The sequence below is a fragment of the Paraburkholderia xenovorans genome, assembly GCF_046030735.1.
GTDB lineage: Bacteria > Pseudomonadota > Gammaproteobacteria > Burkholderiales > Burkholderiaceae > Paraburkholderia > Paraburkholderia xenovorans_A.
In genome coordinates this window covers 78,729-96,615 of sequence record NZ_JAQQBV010000005.1, presented here as the reverse complement: position 1 = coordinate 96,615, position 17,887 = coordinate 78,729, and the positions used below count along the sequence as shown (strand labels likewise).

The 17,887-nt window shown below is 63.2% G+C and carries 18 protein-coding genes; 6 read left to right on the top strand and 12 right to left on the bottom strand.

Annotated features, from left to right (window positions below):
* Positions 1 to 7: 7 nt before the first annotated feature.
* A complete protein-coding gene (locus PQQ51_RS06645) occupies positions 8 to 1,771 on the bottom strand; it encodes a hypothetical protein (RefSeq protein ID WP_408495847.1) in 1,764 nt (587 codons plus the stop codon).
* Positions 1,772 to 1,904: 133 nt separating this feature from the next.
* Positions 1,905 to 2,591 carry an MgtC/SapB family protein gene (locus tag PQQ51_RS06640; RefSeq protein ID WP_408495845.1) on the bottom strand — a complete coding sequence of 229 codons (687 nt, stop codon included), beginning with the start codon at positions 2,589 to 2,591 and terminating at the stop codon, positions 1,905 to 1,907.
* A 143-nt stretch (positions 2,592 to 2,734) separates the two neighbouring features.
* Here PQQ51_RS06640 and PQQ51_RS06635 point away from each other — a divergent pair, with 143 nt between their 5' ends.
* Complete coding sequence (locus PQQ51_RS06635) at positions 2,735 to 3,835, top strand: AGE family epimerase/isomerase (protein ID WP_408495843.1); 1,101 nt, start codon at positions 2,735 to 2,737, stop codon at positions 3,833 to 3,835.
* Between the two features lie 109 nt (positions 3,836 to 3,944).
* Here PQQ51_RS06635 and PQQ51_RS06630 read toward each other — a convergent pair whose 3' ends face one another.
* Positions 3,945 to 4,220: a hypothetical protein gene (locus tag PQQ51_RS06630; protein WP_408495841.1), complete on the bottom strand. Its 276-nt coding sequence runs from the start codon at positions 4,218 to 4,220 to the stop codon at positions 3,945 to 3,947.
* 230 nt (positions 4,221 to 4,450) lie between these two features.
* Here PQQ51_RS06630 and PQQ51_RS06625 point away from each other — a divergent pair, with 230 nt between their 5' ends.
* From PQQ51_RS06625 to PQQ51_RS06610, 4 genes are all read left to right on the top strand, one after another.
* Positions 4,451 to 4,654 carry a cold-shock protein gene (locus PQQ51_RS06625; RefSeq protein WP_007178724.1) on the top strand — a complete coding sequence of 68 codons (204 nt, stop codon included), beginning with the start codon at positions 4,451 to 4,453 and terminating at the stop codon, positions 4,652 to 4,654.
* A 624-nt stretch (positions 4,655 to 5,278) separates the two neighbouring features.
* Positions 5,279 to 5,713 (top strand): PaaI family thioesterase, encoded by a 435-nt coding sequence (locus PQQ51_RS06620; protein ID WP_408495840.1) that lies wholly within the window; start codon positions 5,279 to 5,281, stop codon positions 5,711 to 5,713.
* Between the two features lie 114 nt (positions 5,714 to 5,827).
* Complete coding sequence (locus tag PQQ51_RS06615) at positions 5,828 to 6,130, top strand: ArsR/SmtB family transcription factor (RefSeq protein WP_408495839.1); 303 nt, start codon at positions 5,828 to 5,830, stop codon at positions 6,128 to 6,130.
* Positions 6,131 to 6,179: 49 nt separating this feature from the next.
* Positions 6,180 to 7,532: a pyridoxal phosphate-dependent decarboxylase family protein gene (locus tag PQQ51_RS06610; RefSeq protein ID WP_408495838.1), complete on the top strand. Its 1,353-nt coding sequence runs from the start codon at positions 6,180 to 6,182 to the stop codon at positions 7,530 to 7,532.
* 86 nt (positions 7,533 to 7,618) lie between these two features.
* On the opposite strand, the gene PQQ51_RS06605 is transcribed toward PQQ51_RS06610, so the two are convergent.
* From PQQ51_RS06605 to PQQ51_RS06565, 9 genes are all read right to left on the bottom strand, one after another.
* Entirely contained in the window at positions 7,619 to 8,467 is an 849-nt protein-coding gene (locus PQQ51_RS06605; RefSeq protein WP_408495837.1) for an ureidoglycolate lyase, read from the bottom strand.
* Positions 8,468 to 8,529: 62 nt separating this feature from the next.
* Entirely contained in the window at positions 8,530 to 9,273 is a 744-nt protein-coding gene (locus PQQ51_RS06600) for an SDR family oxidoreductase (RefSeq protein ID WP_408495836.1), read from the bottom strand.
* A 55-nt stretch (positions 9,274 to 9,328) separates the two neighbouring features.
* On the bottom strand, positions 9,329 to 10,159 hold the full coding sequence (locus PQQ51_RS06595) for an amidohydrolase family protein (RefSeq protein ID WP_408495834.1): 831 nt from the start codon (positions 10,157 to 10,159) through the stop codon (positions 9,329 to 9,331).
* An 8-nt stretch (positions 10,160 to 10,167) separates the two neighbouring features.
* On the bottom strand, positions 10,168 to 11,208 hold the full coding sequence (locus PQQ51_RS06590; RefSeq protein ID WP_408495833.1) for an aldo/keto reductase: 1,041 nt from the start codon (positions 11,206 to 11,208) through the stop codon (positions 10,168 to 10,170).
* 137 nt (positions 11,209 to 11,345) lie between these two features.
* On the bottom strand, positions 11,346 to 12,653 hold the full coding sequence (locus PQQ51_RS06585; RefSeq protein WP_408495832.1) for a UxaA family hydrolase: 1,308 nt from the start codon (positions 12,651 to 12,653) through the stop codon (positions 11,346 to 11,348).
* Between the two features lie 43 nt (positions 12,654 to 12,696).
* Positions 12,697 to 13,020, bottom strand: a complete 324-nt coding sequence (locus tag PQQ51_RS06580; protein ID WP_408495830.1) for a UxaA family hydrolase — start codon at positions 13,018 to 13,020, stop codon at positions 12,697 to 12,699.
* A gap of 26 nt (positions 13,021 to 13,046) precedes the next feature.
* A complete protein-coding gene (locus PQQ51_RS06575) occupies positions 13,047 to 14,099 on the bottom strand; it encodes an ABC transporter permease (protein ID WP_408495829.1) in 1,053 nt (350 codons plus the stop codon).
* Positions 14,089 to 15,609, bottom strand: a complete 1,521-nt coding sequence (locus PQQ51_RS06570) for a sugar ABC transporter ATP-binding protein (protein WP_408495828.1) — start codon at positions 15,607 to 15,609, stop codon at positions 14,089 to 14,091. The genes PQQ51_RS06575 and PQQ51_RS06570 overlap by 11 nt, the downstream gene beginning before the upstream one ends.
* Positions 15,610 to 15,617: 8 nt before the next feature.
* Entirely contained in the window at positions 15,618 to 16,670 is a 1,053-nt protein-coding gene (locus PQQ51_RS06565) for a sugar ABC transporter substrate-binding protein (protein WP_408495827.1), read from the bottom strand.
* Between the two features lie 349 nt (positions 16,671 to 17,019).
* Between PQQ51_RS06565 and PQQ51_RS06560 the strand changes: the two genes are divergently transcribed.
* Positions 17,020 to 17,808, top strand: a complete 789-nt coding sequence (locus PQQ51_RS06560; protein WP_408495826.1) for an IclR family transcriptional regulator — start codon at positions 17,020 to 17,022, stop codon at positions 17,806 to 17,808.
* Positions 17,809 to 17,887 lie beyond the last annotated feature (79 nt).

Sequence of the window (17,887 nt, the reverse complement as noted above, 5' to 3'; positions counted from 1 at the left end):
CTGAAAGTCAATGCGCGTTGACTACTTTGGGCTTGTGCGCGTGCTGCGTCCGCACTAAACGCTTCGCGCGAGCCGGCGTGGCGGGTTGCGGGTTCTGCGGCGTCGCGGGTGCCGCTTGGGCCGTCGCATTGGCCGCGGCGGCAGCGTTGGCCATCGCGATGTGCGTGTCGAGCAAACTCGCCATCGCGGCCTGCTGGTTCTGCATCATCTCTTCGATTCGATGCTGCTGGGCCGTTGTTTCGCGCGTCAGGCGCATCAGCAGCAACGTCTGCGTAATGCCGATCGCGACCGTCACCAGCAGCGCGCCCACCACGATCGACAACATCCATTTCATGCGGCGCGAATGGTCGGTTGCCGCGTGACGCTGATCAGCGATCACACCGTACAACGCATCGACGGTGTCGGCAAACGCCGTGGCGCGCGCGCGGTCAAGTTCAGGGGTGATGCGCAGCGCCGCAGCGGCCGCTTCCGCGCGTTGGGCTTCGCGAAGCGACTGGGCAGTGGCAGCGGGTTTTAAACCCGCAGTGGGGTTTGTGCTCGCCGCAGGGTTTCCCACCGAGGCGTTTGCGGGCACGTCGCCCGAAGGTGACCTCGCCGCCGTGTTCGCGTCGCCTGAAGAGGACTTCTTGGCCGCAAATGCATCGCCAGGGTTCGCCGTATTCGCCGTATTCGCCGTATTCGCCGTATTCGCCGTATTCGCCGTATTCGCCGTATTCGCCGTATTCGCCGTATTCGCCGTGTTAGCCGTGTTAGCCGTGTTAGCCGTGTTAGCCGTGTTAGCCGTGTTAGCCGTGTTAGCCGTGTTAGCCGTGTTAGCCGTGTTAGCCGTGTTAGCCGTGTTAGCCGACAAAGATTTTGCAGCAGTCTCCGCCCCAAATGATGCTGCGCCGAATTCGGCAGACGCCGAATCGATTGCCGTCGCCGTCGGCTCAACCGTCGCGGCTTCGCGTGAAGCCGTCGTCGCCTTGACGAAGGTCGCGGCGACGCGCTGCGGCGGCTTCGGGCCAGCCGAAGCTAAAGCTGAAGCCGACGTCGAGACCGATGCCGCCGGATCCGTCGCCACAGCACCCGCCTCAGCCGCCTGACGCAGCGCCGTGATGCTGCGCGCGACAGTTGCCGCCGCCATCGCCGGCGTGAGCGGCGCCGCAGGGGTGCGGGTCGCCGCGTTGTCTGCGGCCGCTTTGTCTTCGACGGAGTTGCCTCCAGCGGCTTTCTCTCCAGAGCCCGAGGTCGCCTCAGCGGCGCCCGCTTCAGCCCTCGAATTCACCGCTGCGTCCTCAGCGGCACCCTCCTGCGCACGCGATTCCCCCGCCGCCTTCACGTCCACCGACGCCAAATCACCCCGCGGCGAATCCACTACCGCAGCCGTATCCACCTCGAAACCGCTAAGTTGCTGCGCATAAACCGGCGCCGCTTCATCTACCTTGCTCGCCCGCGACACACGGCGCGCGGCCGTCGGTGCCGTCGGCGCCCCGTCAGCATCGATCGCGCCGACGGCCGCCAGCACCACATCCGGCAATTCGAATCCATGCAACGTGCCCTGCCGCACGTCGATGTTCATCGCTTCGAGCGTGGCGCGGGTGGGATCGTCGGGGAACAGGTCGAGCGTACTGTCGTCGCGTGAAAGGTCGCTCAGTTGCGCGAGGCGTTGAGCCGAGCGCGCAGCGCGCGCCAGCTTGTTTTCTGTTTCGGTCGAGACGGTGGCCTGACGTCGCTTCTTCGAAGCGGCGCGCGAAGGCCGGGACTGCGTGGATGCTGCGGAATCTGCCATAGAGAAGAAAGCGGTCGTCGCCGGAAAGCGGGCGCCGAGCTCCGCTCGTCAATGCCGTTGGAATTTTTCGAGCCCGCATTGTCGCATGGCCGCCCGCCCCAGCCGAAGCCATTCGCCGACGATTTTCCTCTTTTCAGGACGACGCTTCGTCCTGCCGGAACTGCTTGACGCCAGGCAAGTGGCGCAAGCGCGAGCAGATCGCCTCATATTCAGTATTCGACACGCGATGCAGCGTAATCATGACTTCATCGCACTCGGGTGCGTCGTCGCTTTGCTGCATCACGAACTGCTTGACGCGCGGGCTCGCGGCGCCGAGTTCGTCATGCAGCGAGTGAAACGTCATCGCGCCGCGCTCGACGATCATCGTCAGTTGGCGCCGCTGCTTAACCGTGATGAAACGACGTTCGAGCGGCTTGATGCCGGCGAGAATGATCAGAATGATGATGGTCGCCGCGATCGACGCCGTATAAAGGCCGCCGCCGACCGCCAGACCGATCGCCGCGACCGACCAGAGGCTGGCCGCCGTCGTCAACCCGCGCACGATCTCGCCGCGCAGCAGAATCGAACCGGCGCCGAGAAAGCCGATGCCGGACACCACCTGGGCGGCCATCCGCGACGGATCGAGCACGACGTGTTCGCCGCTCAGCACCTCGGCGAAACCGTACGCCGAAACGATCATGATGAGTGCCGAGCCCACACAAACCAGCATGTGCGTGCGCAACCCCGCGGCCCACGAAAGCCGTTCGCGCTCGAAACCGATCACGCTGCCGAGCGCCGCAGCCAGCACCAGACGAGAAATGAGTTCGAGGTTCCCCAACATTGTTTTTCCTCCGTGTTGAAATTATCTGAAGCGAAGTCGCGGCATGCACCGGATGCCAGTGGCTCCCGTTTGCTTTATGCTTGCCCGCACCTTATCGCGCGGCCGCCGAACGACCGTGCCTGACTGACTGAATGACGCAGACCATGGACACCTTCGCTTCCACGATCCCGCTCGCCAATGCGTTGCGCGGCCACTTCACTCGCGTGGTGCTGCCGCTATGGCGCGGCCCCGGTTTCAATACGGCGCTCCAATTGCCGTACGAGGCAGTGAGTGCCAAAAACGCCCAGCCGCTGCCCGCCGAGCGCTACCGGGCGATGGCGTGCGCGCGGCAATTGTTCGTGTTCTCGCAGGCAGGCGACGCGGCTCACGCGCAGACGCTGTTCGACTCGCTGATGCACACCTTTCAGGACACGCGAGACGGCGGATGGTTCTACAGCGTGGACGCACAAGGTGCACCGCTCGACACGACCAAAGACTTGTACACCCACGCATTCGTCGTGTTCGCGTGCGCGGAATTCGGCCGACGCTCGGGAAATCGTGACGCGCTGGAAGTCTTGCATCGCACGTCGGCGTTGATCCAGTCGAACTTTGCCGCCGACGGCGATCTGTTCAACAGCGCGCTTAACGCCGACTTCAGCGCCGTGACGGCCACCCCGATCCAGAATCCGTTGATGCATCTGACCGAAGCGTGGCTCGCGGCCCGCGAGGCCACCCGCGATAACGCATTCGACGCCGCATTGCGTCACCTTGCCGACGCCATCGCAGAAAACTTTGTGCATGCGCCGACCGGTTGCATCGCCGAACTGCCGATCGGCGCCGACGATAACCGTCTCGAGCCGGGTCATCAGTTCGAGTGGTTCTGGCTGATCAGGCAGGCGCGCACGTTGTTCGACGCGTCAGGTCTCGAAGCGGCGCTGAACCGCGCGTTCGGCTTCGCGCAGCAGTATGGCGTGGATAAGGAGACGGGCGCCGTGTGCGCATCGCTCGATGAAAACGGCCGGATCAAGGACGCGACCCAACGGATCTGGGCCCAGACCGAATATCTGCGCGCGCTCGCAAGTCACGAGGACGCTGCCACGCTGGCCTTATTGCCGCGCCAGATCGAGCTTTTTCAACAACGCTTTTTGCGTCCGCAAGGCTGGTACGAATGCAAAACGCCGGCTGGCGAAGTCGCGCGCGCCGACATGCCGTCGACCACGCCCTACCATCTCGCAACCGCTTTTGATGCGTTGCCGCGTCGTTAAGCACGCTACAACCACACTTTCCGAGCGCAATCCGGCTAGATTTCAGCCGGACCGCGGTTGACTGGCGCCCAGCCACCACTCGCCACGCATAAGCCAACCATCCGGTCGGTCAATATTCTTCGCGTTGCCAAGGTCCCCAGTCAGCGTCCGCGGATTTAAATCGCGTGTAAGTTGCGCTGTGACCGGTAGGGGTTTCCGATACGTCGCCGAGCGGCTTCTGATCGGTGATATGAAGGGCGAAAGCCTGGTGATTTTCACTGTCGACCGTAATGCGACCGACAGGATCCAGGGCGCCTTCTTGAGGTGATTTAGACTCCAATACCGCGAGATACGGGGTCAAACGACTCCAGAACGACGTAAGTTCTTCTTGCAAATAATGTGTCAATGTTTTTCCTGGAAGAGTAATACAAACAGTTTACCCTACCGGATGGGACACCCCCTGGAAACGCCTGCGGACGCCCAAAAAGGCTGCAAAAAGGCGGAGTCGCGGGAATACCCGAATACTTGTTGATTGGCGTCCTTCATAAAGACGTGATACAACTCGTACTTCGCGCTCGATCTCGTGTTGAGAAATAGCGGTCGCGAATGCAACACACAACATTTACTGGATCAAAAATGGCAACAGGTACTGTGAAGTGGTTTAACGATGCAAAGGGCTTTGGCTTCATCACGCCGGACGACGGCGGCGAAGACCTGTTCGCGCACTTTTCGGAAGTTCAAGGCAGCGGCTTCAAGTCCCTGCAAGAAAACCAAAAAGTGACGTTCGAAGTTAAGCAAGGCCCGAAGGGCAAGCAAGCTGCGAACATCCAGCCGGCCTAAGTTTTCTTAGGTCCGCTCAGGCAACATCAGGCGCTTGCGTTTGATGCAAAATGGCCCGCTTCGGCGGGCCATTTTCTTTTGCCCGATACCTTCTTTTTGAGCGTATGTACGCTCAAATTGCGCTTACTTAAGAAATCGCGAAGTCTCTGTCACGACCATCGGCGTCGTCGAAATGTTGCGTACGCAACACAGATTCCGAAATTTCGAATACCGACAACGCCGCCCTCAATTGCTGCGTCCGTTGATGCAGCGAAGCCACCACTCGGCCATCAGCGCCGCCAGGATCACGAGGCTGACGGCACGGAACATCGCCAACCGCGCATCGATCGAGTCGATCGACGCGATACCAAACAGATCCTCCCGTCGTCACGAGTCCGCGTGAACACCTACATTCTAGGTTTACGGCATGCGGAACCCTCTCCTTAAGGCCGATCTCATCAAAGATCGCCTTACGTCCCCTTTTCATCGGACAACTCCGCGATTCCAATCATTTCCCACAACAATGCGCGGCAGTTATTTTCGAAGAACCTTGACGCAATGCGCCACCGCTTCCTAGAGTGGGTAAGGACTGCACAACGCACGCCAGTGCAGATGTCACCCCGGGCCACGCCCGAAGGATTCACGATGACCGACCTTCTCGACCGGGCGCGCGGCGCATTGCACGCCCAGCCGTTCAGCATGCTGCTAGGCGCCGAGTTGATGCACACGGGCACCAGCGAACTGACGCTCTGCCTGCCGATCCGTGACGAACTTCGACAGCAGCATGGTTTCGTGCATGGCGGCGTGATCAGCTATCTCGCCGACAACGCACTGACGTTCGCCGGCGCGCTGTCGCTGGGGCCGAAGGTCGTCACGGGCGAATACAAGATCAACTACCTGCGGCCAGTGGTGAACGGCACGCTGATCGCGCGCGCGAAGGTCGTCTACGCGGGTCGGCATCAAGCGACCTGCCAGTGCAGCGTCTACGTGATGGATGGTGACCGCGAAAAACTCGTCGCGGTCGCGCAAGGCACGATCAATCGTATCGGCGAGACCGGCGAGCACGAACCGGCGGGGTGAGCCGGGCTTCCTGGCAAGACGCCCACCTCCGCATCACGGCTCGCTCGTCTGGTTGCTCACATTTCGTCATTTAGCTAATATTCGAAACGTTGACCACCTTTTGAAGCACCCCTCATGACGGACGACCTCACCCGCATCAACGCGCTCGCCAATGCGAGCCGCCTCGCCGTCATGCGCTGGCTCAAGGAGCCGACGCAACATTTCCCGTATCAGGACCACGCCGATATCGAAATCGTCGGCGTGTGCTGCACGTTCATCACCGAGAAGCTCGGCATCGCGCCCGCCACCACCACGCGCCATATGCGAATCCTCGCCGACGCGGGCCTCGTGCGCGCGCAACGGATCGGCAAATTCACCTACTACAAACGGATCGACGCCGAATTGCAAAAGCTCGGCCACGCCCTCGCCAACCTCTGATCTCGCAAACAAACTCACAGCCTCCAGCCTCCAGCCACCAGGAACCGATATGGACGAACTCGCTCTAGCCGCTGACGCGGACCGTCGCGCCCACACCTATCTCGCCGGCGTCGGCACACGCCGGGTGTTTCCGGACGCCGCCGCGCTCGCGCAACTGGCCGCCTTCGACGAAACACTGCCGCAACACGGCCACCCGCCGCAAGACGTGCTGCGTCTGCTCGACGAAAACGGCTCGCCGGGCACGGTGGCGTCGAACGGTCCGCGCTACTACGGCTTCGTGATCGGCGCGGTGTTGCCGGCGGCTGCGGCGGCGGAGCGTCTGATGGGCGCATGGGACCAATGCGCGTCGACCTTCGACAATTCGCCGGTCGCCGCCACGATCGAAAAAATCGCGACGCGCTGGGTGCTCGACGCGCTCGATCTGCCGCGCGAATCCGCGATCGGCTTCGGCACCAGTGCGACGGCGTGCACGCTGGTTTGCATCGCGGCGGCGCGGCGCGCGCTGCTGGACCGCCAGGGCTGGGATTTCGACAACGACGGCCTGTTCGGCGCGCCGACCGTGCGCGTCGTGATTTCGGAAACCGCGCACATCACGGTGAAGAAAGCGTTGCGCGTACTCGGCTTCGGGATGAAGCACGTGATCCTTGCACCGGTCGATACGCATGGCCGGGTCGATCCGGCGCAACTGCCGCCACTCGACGACATGACGATCCTCTGCCTGCAAGCGGGCGAAGTGAACACCGGCGAGTTCGATCCATTCGCCGCACTGATCCCGCAGGCCAAGGCGGCGCGCGCATGGGTCCACGTAGACGGCGCGTTCGGCCTGTGGGCGCGGGCGTCGTCGAAACGGGCGCTGACAGACGGCATCGACGGCGCCGATAGCTGGACGACCGACGGCCACAAATGGCTCAACACACCCTACGACGGCGCGATGGCAATCTGCCGCGACGCGCAGGCGATCTCCGCGGCGATGAACAGCGACGCGGTCTATCTGAACGGCGCACACGATTCGCAGAAGAATCTGAATCTCGAGTTCTCACGTCGTCCGCGCGGCATTCCGATCTGGGCAGCGTTGCGCTCGTTGGGGCGCAGCGGCGTGAAGGACATGGTCGACCGGCATTGCGCGCAGGCGTCGCGCATCGCCGACGGTTTGCGTGCCGCGGGTTTCGACGTGCTGAACCGCGTCGTGTTGAATCAGGTACTGGTGCGTGCCGCCACCGACGAGCAAACCATCGCCATTCGGGACGCAGCGCAGGCGTCGGGCGAAACGTGGTTCGGCGGCACGGTGTGGCAGGGCCGGCCCGCGTTCCGGATCAGCGTGTCGTCGTGGCGCACGGAAGACCGACACGTCGATCAACTCGTCGCGTTGCTCACGCGTCTGCTGGCGAAACAGCGCGGCTGAATAGCCACAGCACACGCTCATGAAAAAAGCCGTTTCTGCATGAAGGCAGAAACGGCTTTTCAACCATCGACGACTACGCCGGCAACTTACTCCGCCGCGTACGTCTTTTGCGTCTGTTCGCCCAGACCTTCGATACCCAGACGAATCGTCTGGCCAGGCTTCAGGTACACCGGATTCGGCTTCACGCCCATGCCGACGCCCGGCGGCGTGCCGGTCGAGATCACGTCGCCCGGTTGCAGGCTCATGCACTGCGACACATACGACACCAGTTTCGCGACGCCGAACACCATCGTCTTCGTGCTGCCGTTCTGATAGCGGTGGCCGTCTACCTCGAGCCACAGGTTCAGGTTCTGCGGATCGGCGACTTCATCGCGCGTGACGACCCACGGACCGATCGGGCCGAAGGTGTCGAAGCCCTTGCCCTTGTCCCACGTGCCGCCGCGTTCGATCTGCCATTCGCGTTCGGACACGTCGTTGATCACGCAGTAACCGGCGACGTAATCGAGCGCGTTGGCTTCGTCGACATATTTCGCCGGCTTGCCGATCACCACGCCGAGTTCGACTTCCCAGTCGGTCTTCTTCGAGCCGCGCGGGATTTCGACGTCGTCGTTCGGACCGACGATCGCGCTCGTCCACTTGTTGAAAATCACCGGCTCGGAGGGCACCGGCAGATTCGATTCCGCGGCGTGGTCAGCGTAATTCAAGCCGATGCAGATGAACTTGCCGATCTTCGCGACGCACGGCCCGATGCGCGGGTTGCCTTCCACTACCGGCAGCGAAGCCGGATCGACTGCGCGCAATTTGGCGAGGCTCTCGTCGCTCAGCACGGCGCCGTCGATATCGGGCACGATCTTCGACAGATCGCGGATCTTGCCTTGCGCGTCGAGCAGGCCCGGTTTTTCCTGGCCTTTCGGCCCATAACGAAGCAGTTTCATCGTTGCACTTCCCTTTACTTTCAGTGAAATTCGATTCGGGTTTCAGCGAGGTTCAGTGTGCGTCAGTTCGACCAGCCGCCGTCGATCACGTGCGCATGACCTGTGGTGAACGACGATTCGTCAGACGCCAGATACAGCGCGAGCGCGGCGATTTCTTCCGGCTTGCCGATGCGGCCCATCGGTTGACGCGCGACGAAAGCCGCTTGCACGGCGTCGAGCGACGCGCCTTGCGCCGCAGCCTGGTCGACGATCCGTTGTTCGAGCGACGGCGAATGCACCGTGCCCGGGCAGATCGCGTTACAGCGTACACCACGTGTGATGAAGTCTGCAGCCACCGATTTGGTCAATCCGATCACCGCGGCTTTCGAAGCGCTATACGCGAAGCGATTCGGCACGCCTTTCACGCTCGAGGCCGCCGAAGACATATTGATGATCGAGCCGCCGCCCTTCTCCAGCATGCAGGGCAGGAACGCGCGGATCATCCGGTACATCGCCTTCGCATTCAGATTGAAAGCAAAGTCCCAGTCCTCTTCGCTGCATTCGAGAATGTTGCCCGCATGCACGAAGCCCGCGCAGTTGAACAGCACGTCGATCGTGCCGAGTTCGGCGGCCAGCGCGTTGATCGCCGCGCCGTCGAGCACGTCGAGCTTGCGCGCCTCGACCGGCTTGCCGGCGAGTCCGTCGATGCGGATATCCGTGGCGATCACGCGTGCGCCTTCGCGCGCGAACAGCTCCGCGGTGGCGAGGCCGATGCCTTGTCCTGCTGCGGTAATCAGGGCCGTTTTGCCAGCCAGTCTTTGTGTCATCTCCGACTCCAGTTGATTAGGCGTGTTGCTATTTATACGACGTGTCTCGATCAGTTCAAAGCCGGTAAAACGCGGCGGCATTGCCGCCGAAAACCGCTTCGCGCTCGGCGTCGCTCAACGACGCGAGCAATGTGTTCGCCACCGCGTGCCATTGCAGATAATCGCCATTCAGCTCGAGCACGGGCCAGTCGCTGCCCCACATCAAACGCGCGGGACCGAACGACTTCAACAGATGATCGACGTAGGGTTGCAGCGTTTCCGCGGTCCAGCCCAGCGAGGCCTCGGTGACGAGTCCCGACAGCTTGCAGACCACCTGCGGCAAGCTCGCCAGCCGCGTAATCGCCGCAGCCCACGTGTGCCAGCCCGCCTGACCGTAACGGATCGGCGGCTTCGCGCCATGATCCACGACCACGCGCAGCGCCGGAAAACGCGCCGCAAACGCTTCGAACGGTTCGACGTGACGCGCGTAGATCAACGCGTCGAACGCGAGATCGTGCGCGATCAGCGCTTCGATCGCGGGCGTGAGATCGGGGTTCGCGATCCAGGTGTCGTCGGGAAGATCTTGCAGCATCGGCCGCACGCCCTTGAACTTCGGCTCGCGCGCCAACGCATCGATCAACGCCGGCGCGGTGGGCAACAGCAACGGCACCCAACCCACCACACCTGCGATAGAAGGTTCGTTGCGCGCGATATCCAGCAGGTAGCGTGTTTCGTCGATGGTCGGCGCAGCCTGCACCACCACGGTTCGCTCGACACCCGCGCTTTCGCGCAAAGGCTTGAGATCCGCAGGGCCGAACGGCCGGTACAACAGCTTCAGCTCCGGCGTGAGCCACTCGTAGTCGCCGCGAGCGGGGTCCCAGTAATGCTGGTGGGCATCGATATGCATCGTCAAAATCAGTCCTCGGGCGCGGGGGCGCGCGAATCGAGCAAGCCTTGGTCGCGCAACGCGGACCACAACGCCGCGGGGATCGGCTGCTCGAACGACGCCACGTTCTCGCGCAATTCGTCGACACTGCGCGCGCCGGTCAACACAGTGGCCACCGCCGGATGCGCATACGGAAACTGCAAGGCGGCGGCGGCAAGCGGCACACCGTGGTCGCGGCACACCGCCTGGAGCCGCGCGACGCGCTCGATCACTTCGCGCGGCGCGGCGCCGTAATTGAATTTCAGATCGCCTTCGACACCCCGCGCCAGGATGCCCGAATTGAACGCGCCGCCTAACAGGATGCTGACGCCGCGCTTTTGACATGCGGGAAGCAGGTCGCCGAGTGCAGTCTGTTCGAGGAGCGTATAACGGCCCGCGAGCAAAGCGCAATCGATATCGAACTCGGCCATCGCGTCGAGTATTACGGCGCCTTCGTTGACACCGAGGCCGACCGCCCTGATCGCGCCGGACGAGCGCAATGTGTCGAGCGCGCGAAAGCCGCCGCCTTCGGTCAATTGCCGCCAGTAATGAGGATGTTTGTCGCCGTGCGTGACACGGCCGATGTCGTGCACCAGCAGAATGTCGATCTCGACGATACCCAACCGCTGCTGGCTATCTTCGAACGAACGCAGAATGCCGTCGTGCGTGTAGTCGTAGACGGCTTCGAACGGCAGCGGATTTTGCCAGCCGTCACGCGGATCGTAAGGCGTGGTGCGCGGCACGAAGCGGCGGCCCACTTTGGTGGACAGCACGTAGTCGCCACGCGGATAGCGGCGCAATGCGTCGCCCAGACGATGCTCGGCCTTGGTGTTGCCGTAATGCGGCGCCGTATCGAAGTAACGCACGCCCGCGTTCCATGCAGCCGCGACGGTCGCGTGCGCTTCCTCGTCGGAGAGGTCGCGATAGAGGCCGCCGAGCGGCGCCGTACCGAGCCCTAATCCTGTCACCTGCAATGTGCGGCGGCCGATGTCGCGCCGCTGTCCGATCTTCGAACCGATCGTTGCCGTCATTGACCGCGTCTCCAATGTCGACCGGAGTTCGCGCGTTGACGCGTTACTCGGGTCCCATCCAATATCGTTGAGTTTTTAACACGCGCGAACAATGTTTGCCCGCTCGCCGGCAGGCGGCGCCTCGCAGCGCTTGGCACTCAGTGCGACGCGATCGCGACCACCCGATGCGCGGGCGCCGCGTTCGACGGCAGGCACGCCGGCCCGACCGGCTCGAAAGTCTTATACGTCAGAATGAATTCCTGATGACCGAGCGTCTCCGACTTCGACGCCGCGCCGCGCGACACCGCCACGGTTTGATCGAACACTTCGCGGCCGACTTCGTCGAGCGTGCCGCGGCCTTCGAGAATGCGGCCCGCGTCGACATCCATGTCGCCCGCCAGATTGCGGTATGTAGCCGGATTCGCGCACACCTTGATCACCGGTGAAATCGCCGACCCGACCACCGAACCGCGGCCGGTCGTGAACAGAATCACATGCGCGCCGCACGCGATCAGCTCGCCGATTTCCGCGTTGTCGCTGATGTTCGGAAAACCGAAACGCGGTTCGCCGTCCGGCACCACGTCGAGCAGATACAGGCCGCCGGTCGGCGGCACATCGCCCGGCTTGACGATGCCGACAATCGGCGACGCACCGCTCTTCGCATACGCGCCGAGCGATTTTTCTTCCTGCGTGGTGAGGCCGCCGTCCGCATTGCCGACCGCGAAACTGCCGTGGCCGAGAATCGAGTAATAGCGCGCCGCCTTCGCCACACACGCAACGATCTCGTCACCGAGTTCCGGCCGCGCGGCGCGCGTCTTCATGTGGAATTCGCAGCCCACCAGTTCGCCGGTTTCTTCGAAGATGCACGTTGCACCGGCATCGATCAGATGATCGAACGCGCGACCCACCGCCGGATTCGCGGTGATGCCGCTGGTGCCGTCCGAGCCGCCGCAAATCGTGCCGATCACGAGCTCGCTCAAGGCCATCGGTACTTTCTGTTGCGCGGCGAGCTGCTTGCGCGCGTCGCGAATCCAGTCGACGCCATATTGAATCGTGCTGCGCGTGCCGCCCTTTTCCTGGATCGTCAACACTTCGACGGGACGGCCGCTCGCGCGCACCACGTCCACCAGATAATGCTTGTTCATGCTCTCGCAGCCGAGCGAAACGAACAGCACCGCGCCGACGTTCGGATGCGTAGTGAGGCGCTCGAGCATCTTCTCCGCGTAGCCGTTCGGATAGCAGCCCGGAAATCCGATCAGATGCACCGGCGGCTCACGCTCGGCAGTGGGATCGTCGAATGCGTCCAACGGCTCGCGAAACTGCGTGACGATCTCGCGCGCGACGTGATGCGCGCACTCGACCAGATACGCGACCGCAACCACGTTGCGGATGCCCTTGCGGCCGTCGCTGCGCAAATAGCCTTGCAGTGTCTGCGTGGCGGCGGATGCTACGGAAGTGTCAGTCATGATCGTTCCAGCGCGGCCCGCAGGCCGCGTCATTGTGCACAGTTCAGTGGTGGACGAACTCGTGGCCCGCGTCGTGGGTATAGGTCGGCAGGTAATCGCTTTCGAGGTTGTGCGTGTGCAGATGCGCGCCACGCGCCACCGCCTCGGTCACATGGCCGATCACCGCGCCGTAACGCAGCACCTTTTCATCTTTCGCCAGATCGCGGCGCGCCACTTTGTGGCCGAGGTCGATCGTTTTCGCGAGCGTCACGAGCACGCCTTCGATTTGCACCTGCGTACCCGCTTCCAGACGCGCCCCTGCGATCAGGCAGTTGTCGGCGGGGCTCAGCAGAATCAGGCAAACATCGGTATCCAGGGGGCAGCTCAAAATAAGTCTCCGTCGTGCATATGCATTTAGTTCTGGCCTTCGCCGCTGGCGAGACGCGCGACCATCAGCGAGCCGAGAATGATGGCGCCGTAAATCGCCTGAATCCAGAACGACGGCACCTGGGCGAGCGTCAGCAGGTTCTGCACGACGCCGAGCAGCAGCACACCGGAGAGCGCGCCGAGCATCGTGCCCTTGCCGCCGTCGAGCGAAATGCCGCCGATCACCGCCGCCGCGAATACCGTGAAGATCATCCCGTTGCCCTGGTTCGCGTTGATCGCGCCCACATAGCCGGTCACGATCAAACCGCCGATCGACGCGAGAATGCTGCCGAGCACGAACACGCCCCACGTGATGCGCTCGACGCGAATCCCTGCCGCGCGCGCCGCTTCCGGATTGCCGCCGATCGCGTACAACGCGCGGCCGAGCCGGTGATACCGCAGCACGAAGGCGGCAATCGCGAACGCCGCTGCGGCAAGCCATACCGACAACGGCAAGCCGAGCACGATGGTGGTCGCGAGTTCGAAGAACGACGGCGGCATGTCGAACAGCGTGCCGCCCTTGGTCGCGCCGACTAGCATGCCGCGCAGCACGATCAGCATCGCCAGCGTGACGATGAACGCGTTCAGCCGCAGCCTCACTACGAGAAAGCCATTGATGAAACCGATCACCGCGCCGACCACGACGATCGCAAGCAGCCCCACCGCCGCCGGCCATTGCGTGCCGAATCCGGCAGACGCCACAGGCATCACGAGCATTGCGCCGACAGCGGGCGCGATGCCCACCGTCGATTCGAGCGACAAATCGAACTTGCCGGTCAACACGATCAGCGATTCCGCGAGTACGACCAGCGCCAGCGCGGCGGATGCGCCGAGCACACTGATCAGATTCGCGCGGGTCAGAAAGCTCGGGCTGACGAACGCGCCGATCACGATCAGCAACACCAGCGCGGGCAGCAGCGCCAGTTCGCGCAGGCGGGCCAGTTCGGAGCGCGCGCGTTTGCCGCGTGTCGCCTGAGGGAGCGACTGCTGCGGCTGCGCTTGCGCTGAGCCGAATGCAGGACTGGGCACACTATTCTTCATGGAGACTGACTCCTTCAACGGATGCGATCAGATCGTGGTCCTGCCAACCGGCGGGAAATTCGGCCGCGACACGGCCACGGAACATGACCAGCACGCGGTCACAGGTGCGCAGATCGTCGAGTTCGCCGGAGACGACGAGCACGGCCTTGCCGTCCTCGCGCACGCGGTCCACGACCGACAGCAAAGCTTCTTTCGATTTGACGTCGACGCCGGCGGTCGGGTCGATCAGTACCAGCACGTTCGGGTCGGTGGCGAGCGCGCGCGCCATCACCACTTTCTGCTGATTGCCGCCGGACAGACCGGACACGACATGTTCGGGACCTTGCGCGACGATGCCGAGCGCGTCGATCATCTTCTGGCCGAACGCGTTTTTCTTCGCGGGCGGCGCGATGCCGAATTTGCCGAGTAGACGAGCGATCGTCATCGACGCATTCTCGGCAACCGATTGCGTCAACACCAAACCTTCGTGATGGCGATCCTTCGGCACGCAGCCGATGCCGTGCGCGAGCGCCGCGGGCACGTCGCCGGGCGGCAGCGTTTTTCCGTCGACGCGAATCGCGCCGCTTCTCGCCGCGCGCAACCCCGCAATCGCTTCGGCAACGCTCGTGCGACCGCTGCTCGTCGCGCCGGTCAAGCCCACCACTTCGCCGCGCCTGACCGTGAAGGACACGCCTTCGTAATCGGAGCCCACGAGATCCTTGACTTCAAGTGCGACCGCGGTATCCGCAGGCAGCGCGTCGCGCGCCGCCGCATCGGCGACGGCGAGGCCGCCGCGTTCTCCCGTCATCGCTTCGATCAACTGCTCGCGCGGCAACGCGGACACCGGCGCGCTGACGATATGCCGCGCGTCGCGCAGCACCGTCACCGCCTGACAGATCTCGTAGACCTCCTGCAAATGGTGCGAGATGAACAGGAACGTCACGCCTTCGCGTTGCAGTTCGGTGATACGGCGGAACAGCCGCTTGATTTCGTCGCCGTCGAGTTGCGCGGTCGGCTCGTCGAGGATGATGAAACGCGCGCCGTACGACAACGCTCGCGCGATCTCCACGAGTTGCCGCGCTTCGACCGTCAGATCGCCGGCGCGCGCATCTTCGCGCACGTCGATCTTCCAGTGGTCGAGCAATTCGCGCGCGGCGCGGCGCATCGCGTTCCAGTCGATCATGCCGCCGCGCGACGGCTGCCGGTTGATGAACAGATTTTCCGCGACGCTCAGATCGCGGATGATCGTCGAATGCTGATAGACGCAGGCCACGCGTTCGCGCCACGCGTCGCGATCCGCGATCGACGGAGCGGCCGCGCCGCCGAAACGCACGTCGCCGGTGTCCGGCTTGCGCAGACCCGTGAGGATCGACACCAGCGTCGATTTTCCCGCGCCGTTGCGCCCGACGAGCGCGTGCGACTCGCCGGGCATCACGCGGATGCTCACGTCTTTCAGCGCGGCCGTGGAGCCAAAGCGTTTGGTGACCTCAAACGCTTCGACCACCGGCACGGAGGGCGTCGGCTCGCTCATTTGACCGCTCATTTGACGGTGTTGCCCCACAAGGCTTTGTCGTCGACATTCGACTTGGTCACGAGCGGCGCGGGCAACTGATCTTCGAGAAGACCCGGCGCCAGCTGGATGATCGTGCTGCCGTGATCGGTCGGACCCGGCTTGAAGGTCTGCCCGGCCAACGCTGCCTTGATATAGAAGAGACCGTATTTCGCGTACGAATCGGCAGGTTGCGACACGGTGGCGTCGATATCGCCGCGACGGATCGCCTCGAACTCCTGCGGGATGCCGTCGTTACTGACGATCACAATGTGCTTCGCGTTGCCGGCCGGAAACAGCAGTTGCTTGCGGCGCAGCGTTTGCAGCGTCGGCGACAGATACACGCCGCCCGCCTGCATGTAGATACCCTTCACGTCCGGATTCGCGGTGAGCAGACTATCGAGCGCGGTGGCCGCGACATCGCCCTTCCACGCCGCCGGAATTTCCAGCACCGTCACGCCCGGATAGCCCTTCTTCATGCAGTCGCGGAACGCTTCGGAACGGTCACGCCCATTCACCGACGCGAGGTCGCCCATGATCTGCACGACCTTGCCCGACTTCACGTGATCGCCGATGTATTTGCACGCCTTCTCGCCGTACGCATGATTGTCGGCACGCACCACCATCGCGACCTTGCCTTGCGTCGGCGCGACGTCCACGGCGACCACCGGCACGTTCTTCGCGGCCGCGGCATCCAGCGCGCGGCTGATTGCCGCCGAATCCAGCGGACCGACCACGATGCCCTTGGCGCCGAGGTTCAGCAGGTTGTTCATGTCGGTGATCTGCTGGACCGGATCGCCGTTCGAATTGACCGGCGCGAGGATGTCGAGGCCCATCTCCTTCGCGTACTTGGGCAGGTAGTTGTTGTACGCCTGCCAGAACGGCGACGTGAGAAGCGGCAGATCGAGGCCGATCTTGCCTGTGTCGGCGGCTTGCGCGGCGCTGCTTGCAGCAAGCCCCGCTACGCACGCTGCCGCGGCTACGGCAGTGAGTGAACTGCGGAACCAACGGCGGACCGTCTGCGGCCCTTTCGCGAACGTCATGGTTGTGTCTCCTACTCTTCATTGTGGGGAACTGCGTGAACCGGCCTCAGAGGCCAGCACTTTCGTCCTGCACTTTCTTATTGAGCGCCCCCAACCTTGCCGCTTCGCACCAGGCCGCCGAGGGGGCGAAAAAACTTGAGGAGGCCTGGCGTTTTCTCTATCTCGTAATTGGCGTGCGCTAATTCACCAATGAACGTATTATTCATAGACGGACTTTGGTAAGTCAAGCAGAGTGCACTGCACCAATCGTCCGTGTTTTCCCTGGACGGCGGTCGCTTCGCACGAGATTCGCCCCGCACTTACACTCACGCGCCAGATAATGAGAACAGCACACGGAACCCCGCTCACGATGGACGCAGAAGACAAAGACGACGCCGACCGTTACCGCGCCCCCGCGCTGGACAAGGGTCTCGATATCCTCGAACTGCTTGCCGGGCAGAAGGACGGGCTCACACGCGCCGAAATCACCAAACTGCTGGGACGCAACGCGAGCGAGATGTACCGGATGCTGGAGCGTCTGGTCGCGCGGCAGTACGTGGTGCGCTCGGCGGCCGGCGACCGCTATTCGCTGAGCCTGAAGTTGTATGCGCTCGCGCATCGTCATCCGCCGATGAACCGTCTGATCTCCGAAGCGCTGCCGCTGATGCAGCGCTTTGCCGATGCGGCCGAACAATCGTGTCACCTGGTGGTGTACGACCGCGGCAATCTGCTCGTCATCGCGCAGGTGGATGGGCCGGGCACGTGGGGAATGGCGGTGCGGCTCGGTTCGCGGGTCGGCCTGATCGACACCGGTTCGGGCCGCGTGATGCTCGCGTTTCAAAGCGACGAGCAGCGCGAGCAGATGCTCGCCGAGCACACCAAGGTAAAGGGTGAAGTCACGATCGACCGCGCTGCGCTCGACCAATCCTGCGCACAGATTCTGAAGGCCGGCTTTTCGCAGAAAGACAGTCAGCAAACCTTCGGCGTGACGGATCTGACCTTTCCGATTCTTGGGCCGTCGGGACAGGCGATCGCGGTGTTGACCTGCCCGTACTTGCGGCGCATCGACGAATACGTCGCGCCGACTCTGGCGGCCGCCACCGTGCTGCTGCGCGAGACGGTGCAGGCGTTGTCGATGTTTCGGGAGGCCGCTGTCTAGCCGTTGCGCGCACATGGTTTAGAATGGCGACCCTTCCAAAAATCACGCCGCATGGTTCTCCCATGTGCGCCCTCGATCA

Coding starts and splice junctions, on each gene's coding strand:
- PQQ51_RS06645 (WP_408495847.1), bottom strand. CDS start 1,771: ATGGCAGATTCCGCAGCATCCACGCAGTCCCGGCCTTCGCGCGCCGCT.
- PQQ51_RS06640 (WP_408495845.1), bottom strand. CDS start 2,591: ATGTTGGGGAACCTCGAACTCATTTCTCGTCTGGTGCTGGCTGCGGCG.
- PQQ51_RS06635 (WP_408495843.1), top strand. CDS start 2,735: ATGGACACCTTCGCTTCCACGATCCCGCTCGCCAATGCGTTGCGCGGC.
- PQQ51_RS06625 (WP_007178724.1), top strand. CDS start 4,451: ATGGCAACAGGTACTGTGAAGTGGTTTAACGATGCAAAGGGCTTTGGC.
- PQQ51_RS06620 (WP_408495840.1), top strand. CDS start 5,279: ATGACCGACCTTCTCGACCGGGCGCGCGGCGCATTGCACGCCCAGCCG.
- PQQ51_RS06615 (WP_408495839.1), top strand. CDS start 5,828: ATGACGGACGACCTCACCCGCATCAACGCGCTCGCCAATGCGAGCCGC.
- PQQ51_RS06610 (WP_408495838.1), top strand. CDS start 6,180: ATGGACGAACTCGCTCTAGCCGCTGACGCGGACCGTCGCGCCCACACC.
- PQQ51_RS06605 (WP_408495837.1), bottom strand. CDS start 8,467: ATGAAACTGCTTCGTTATGGGCCGAAAGGCCAGGAAAAACCGGGCCTG.
- PQQ51_RS06600 (WP_408495836.1), bottom strand. CDS start 9,273: ATGACACAAAGACTGGCTGGCAAAACGGCCCTGATTACCGCAGCAGGA.
- PQQ51_RS06595 (WP_408495834.1), bottom strand. CDS start 10,159: ATGCATATCGATGCCCACCAGCATTACTGGGACCCCGCTCGCGGCGAC.
- PQQ51_RS06590 (WP_408495833.1), bottom strand. CDS start 11,208: ATGACGGCAACGATCGGTTCGAAGATCGGACAGCGGCGCGACATCGGC.
- PQQ51_RS06585 (WP_408495832.1), bottom strand. CDS start 12,653: ATGACTGACACTTCCGTAGCATCCGCCGCCACGCAGACACTGCAAGGC.
- PQQ51_RS06575 (WP_408495829.1), bottom strand. CDS start 14,099: ATGAAGAATAGTGTGCCCAGTCCTGCATTCGGCTCAGCGCAAGCGCAG.
- PQQ51_RS06570 (WP_408495828.1), bottom strand. CDS start 15,609: ATGAGCGAGCCGACGCCCTCCGTGCCGGTGGTCGAAGCGTTTGAGGTC.
- PQQ51_RS06565 (WP_408495827.1), bottom strand. CDS start 16,670: ATGACGTTCGCGAAAGGGCCGCAGACGGTCCGCCGTTGGTTCCGCAGT.
- PQQ51_RS06560 (WP_408495826.1), top strand. CDS start 17,020: ATGGACGCAGAAGACAAAGACGACGCCGACCGTTACCGCGCCCCCGCG.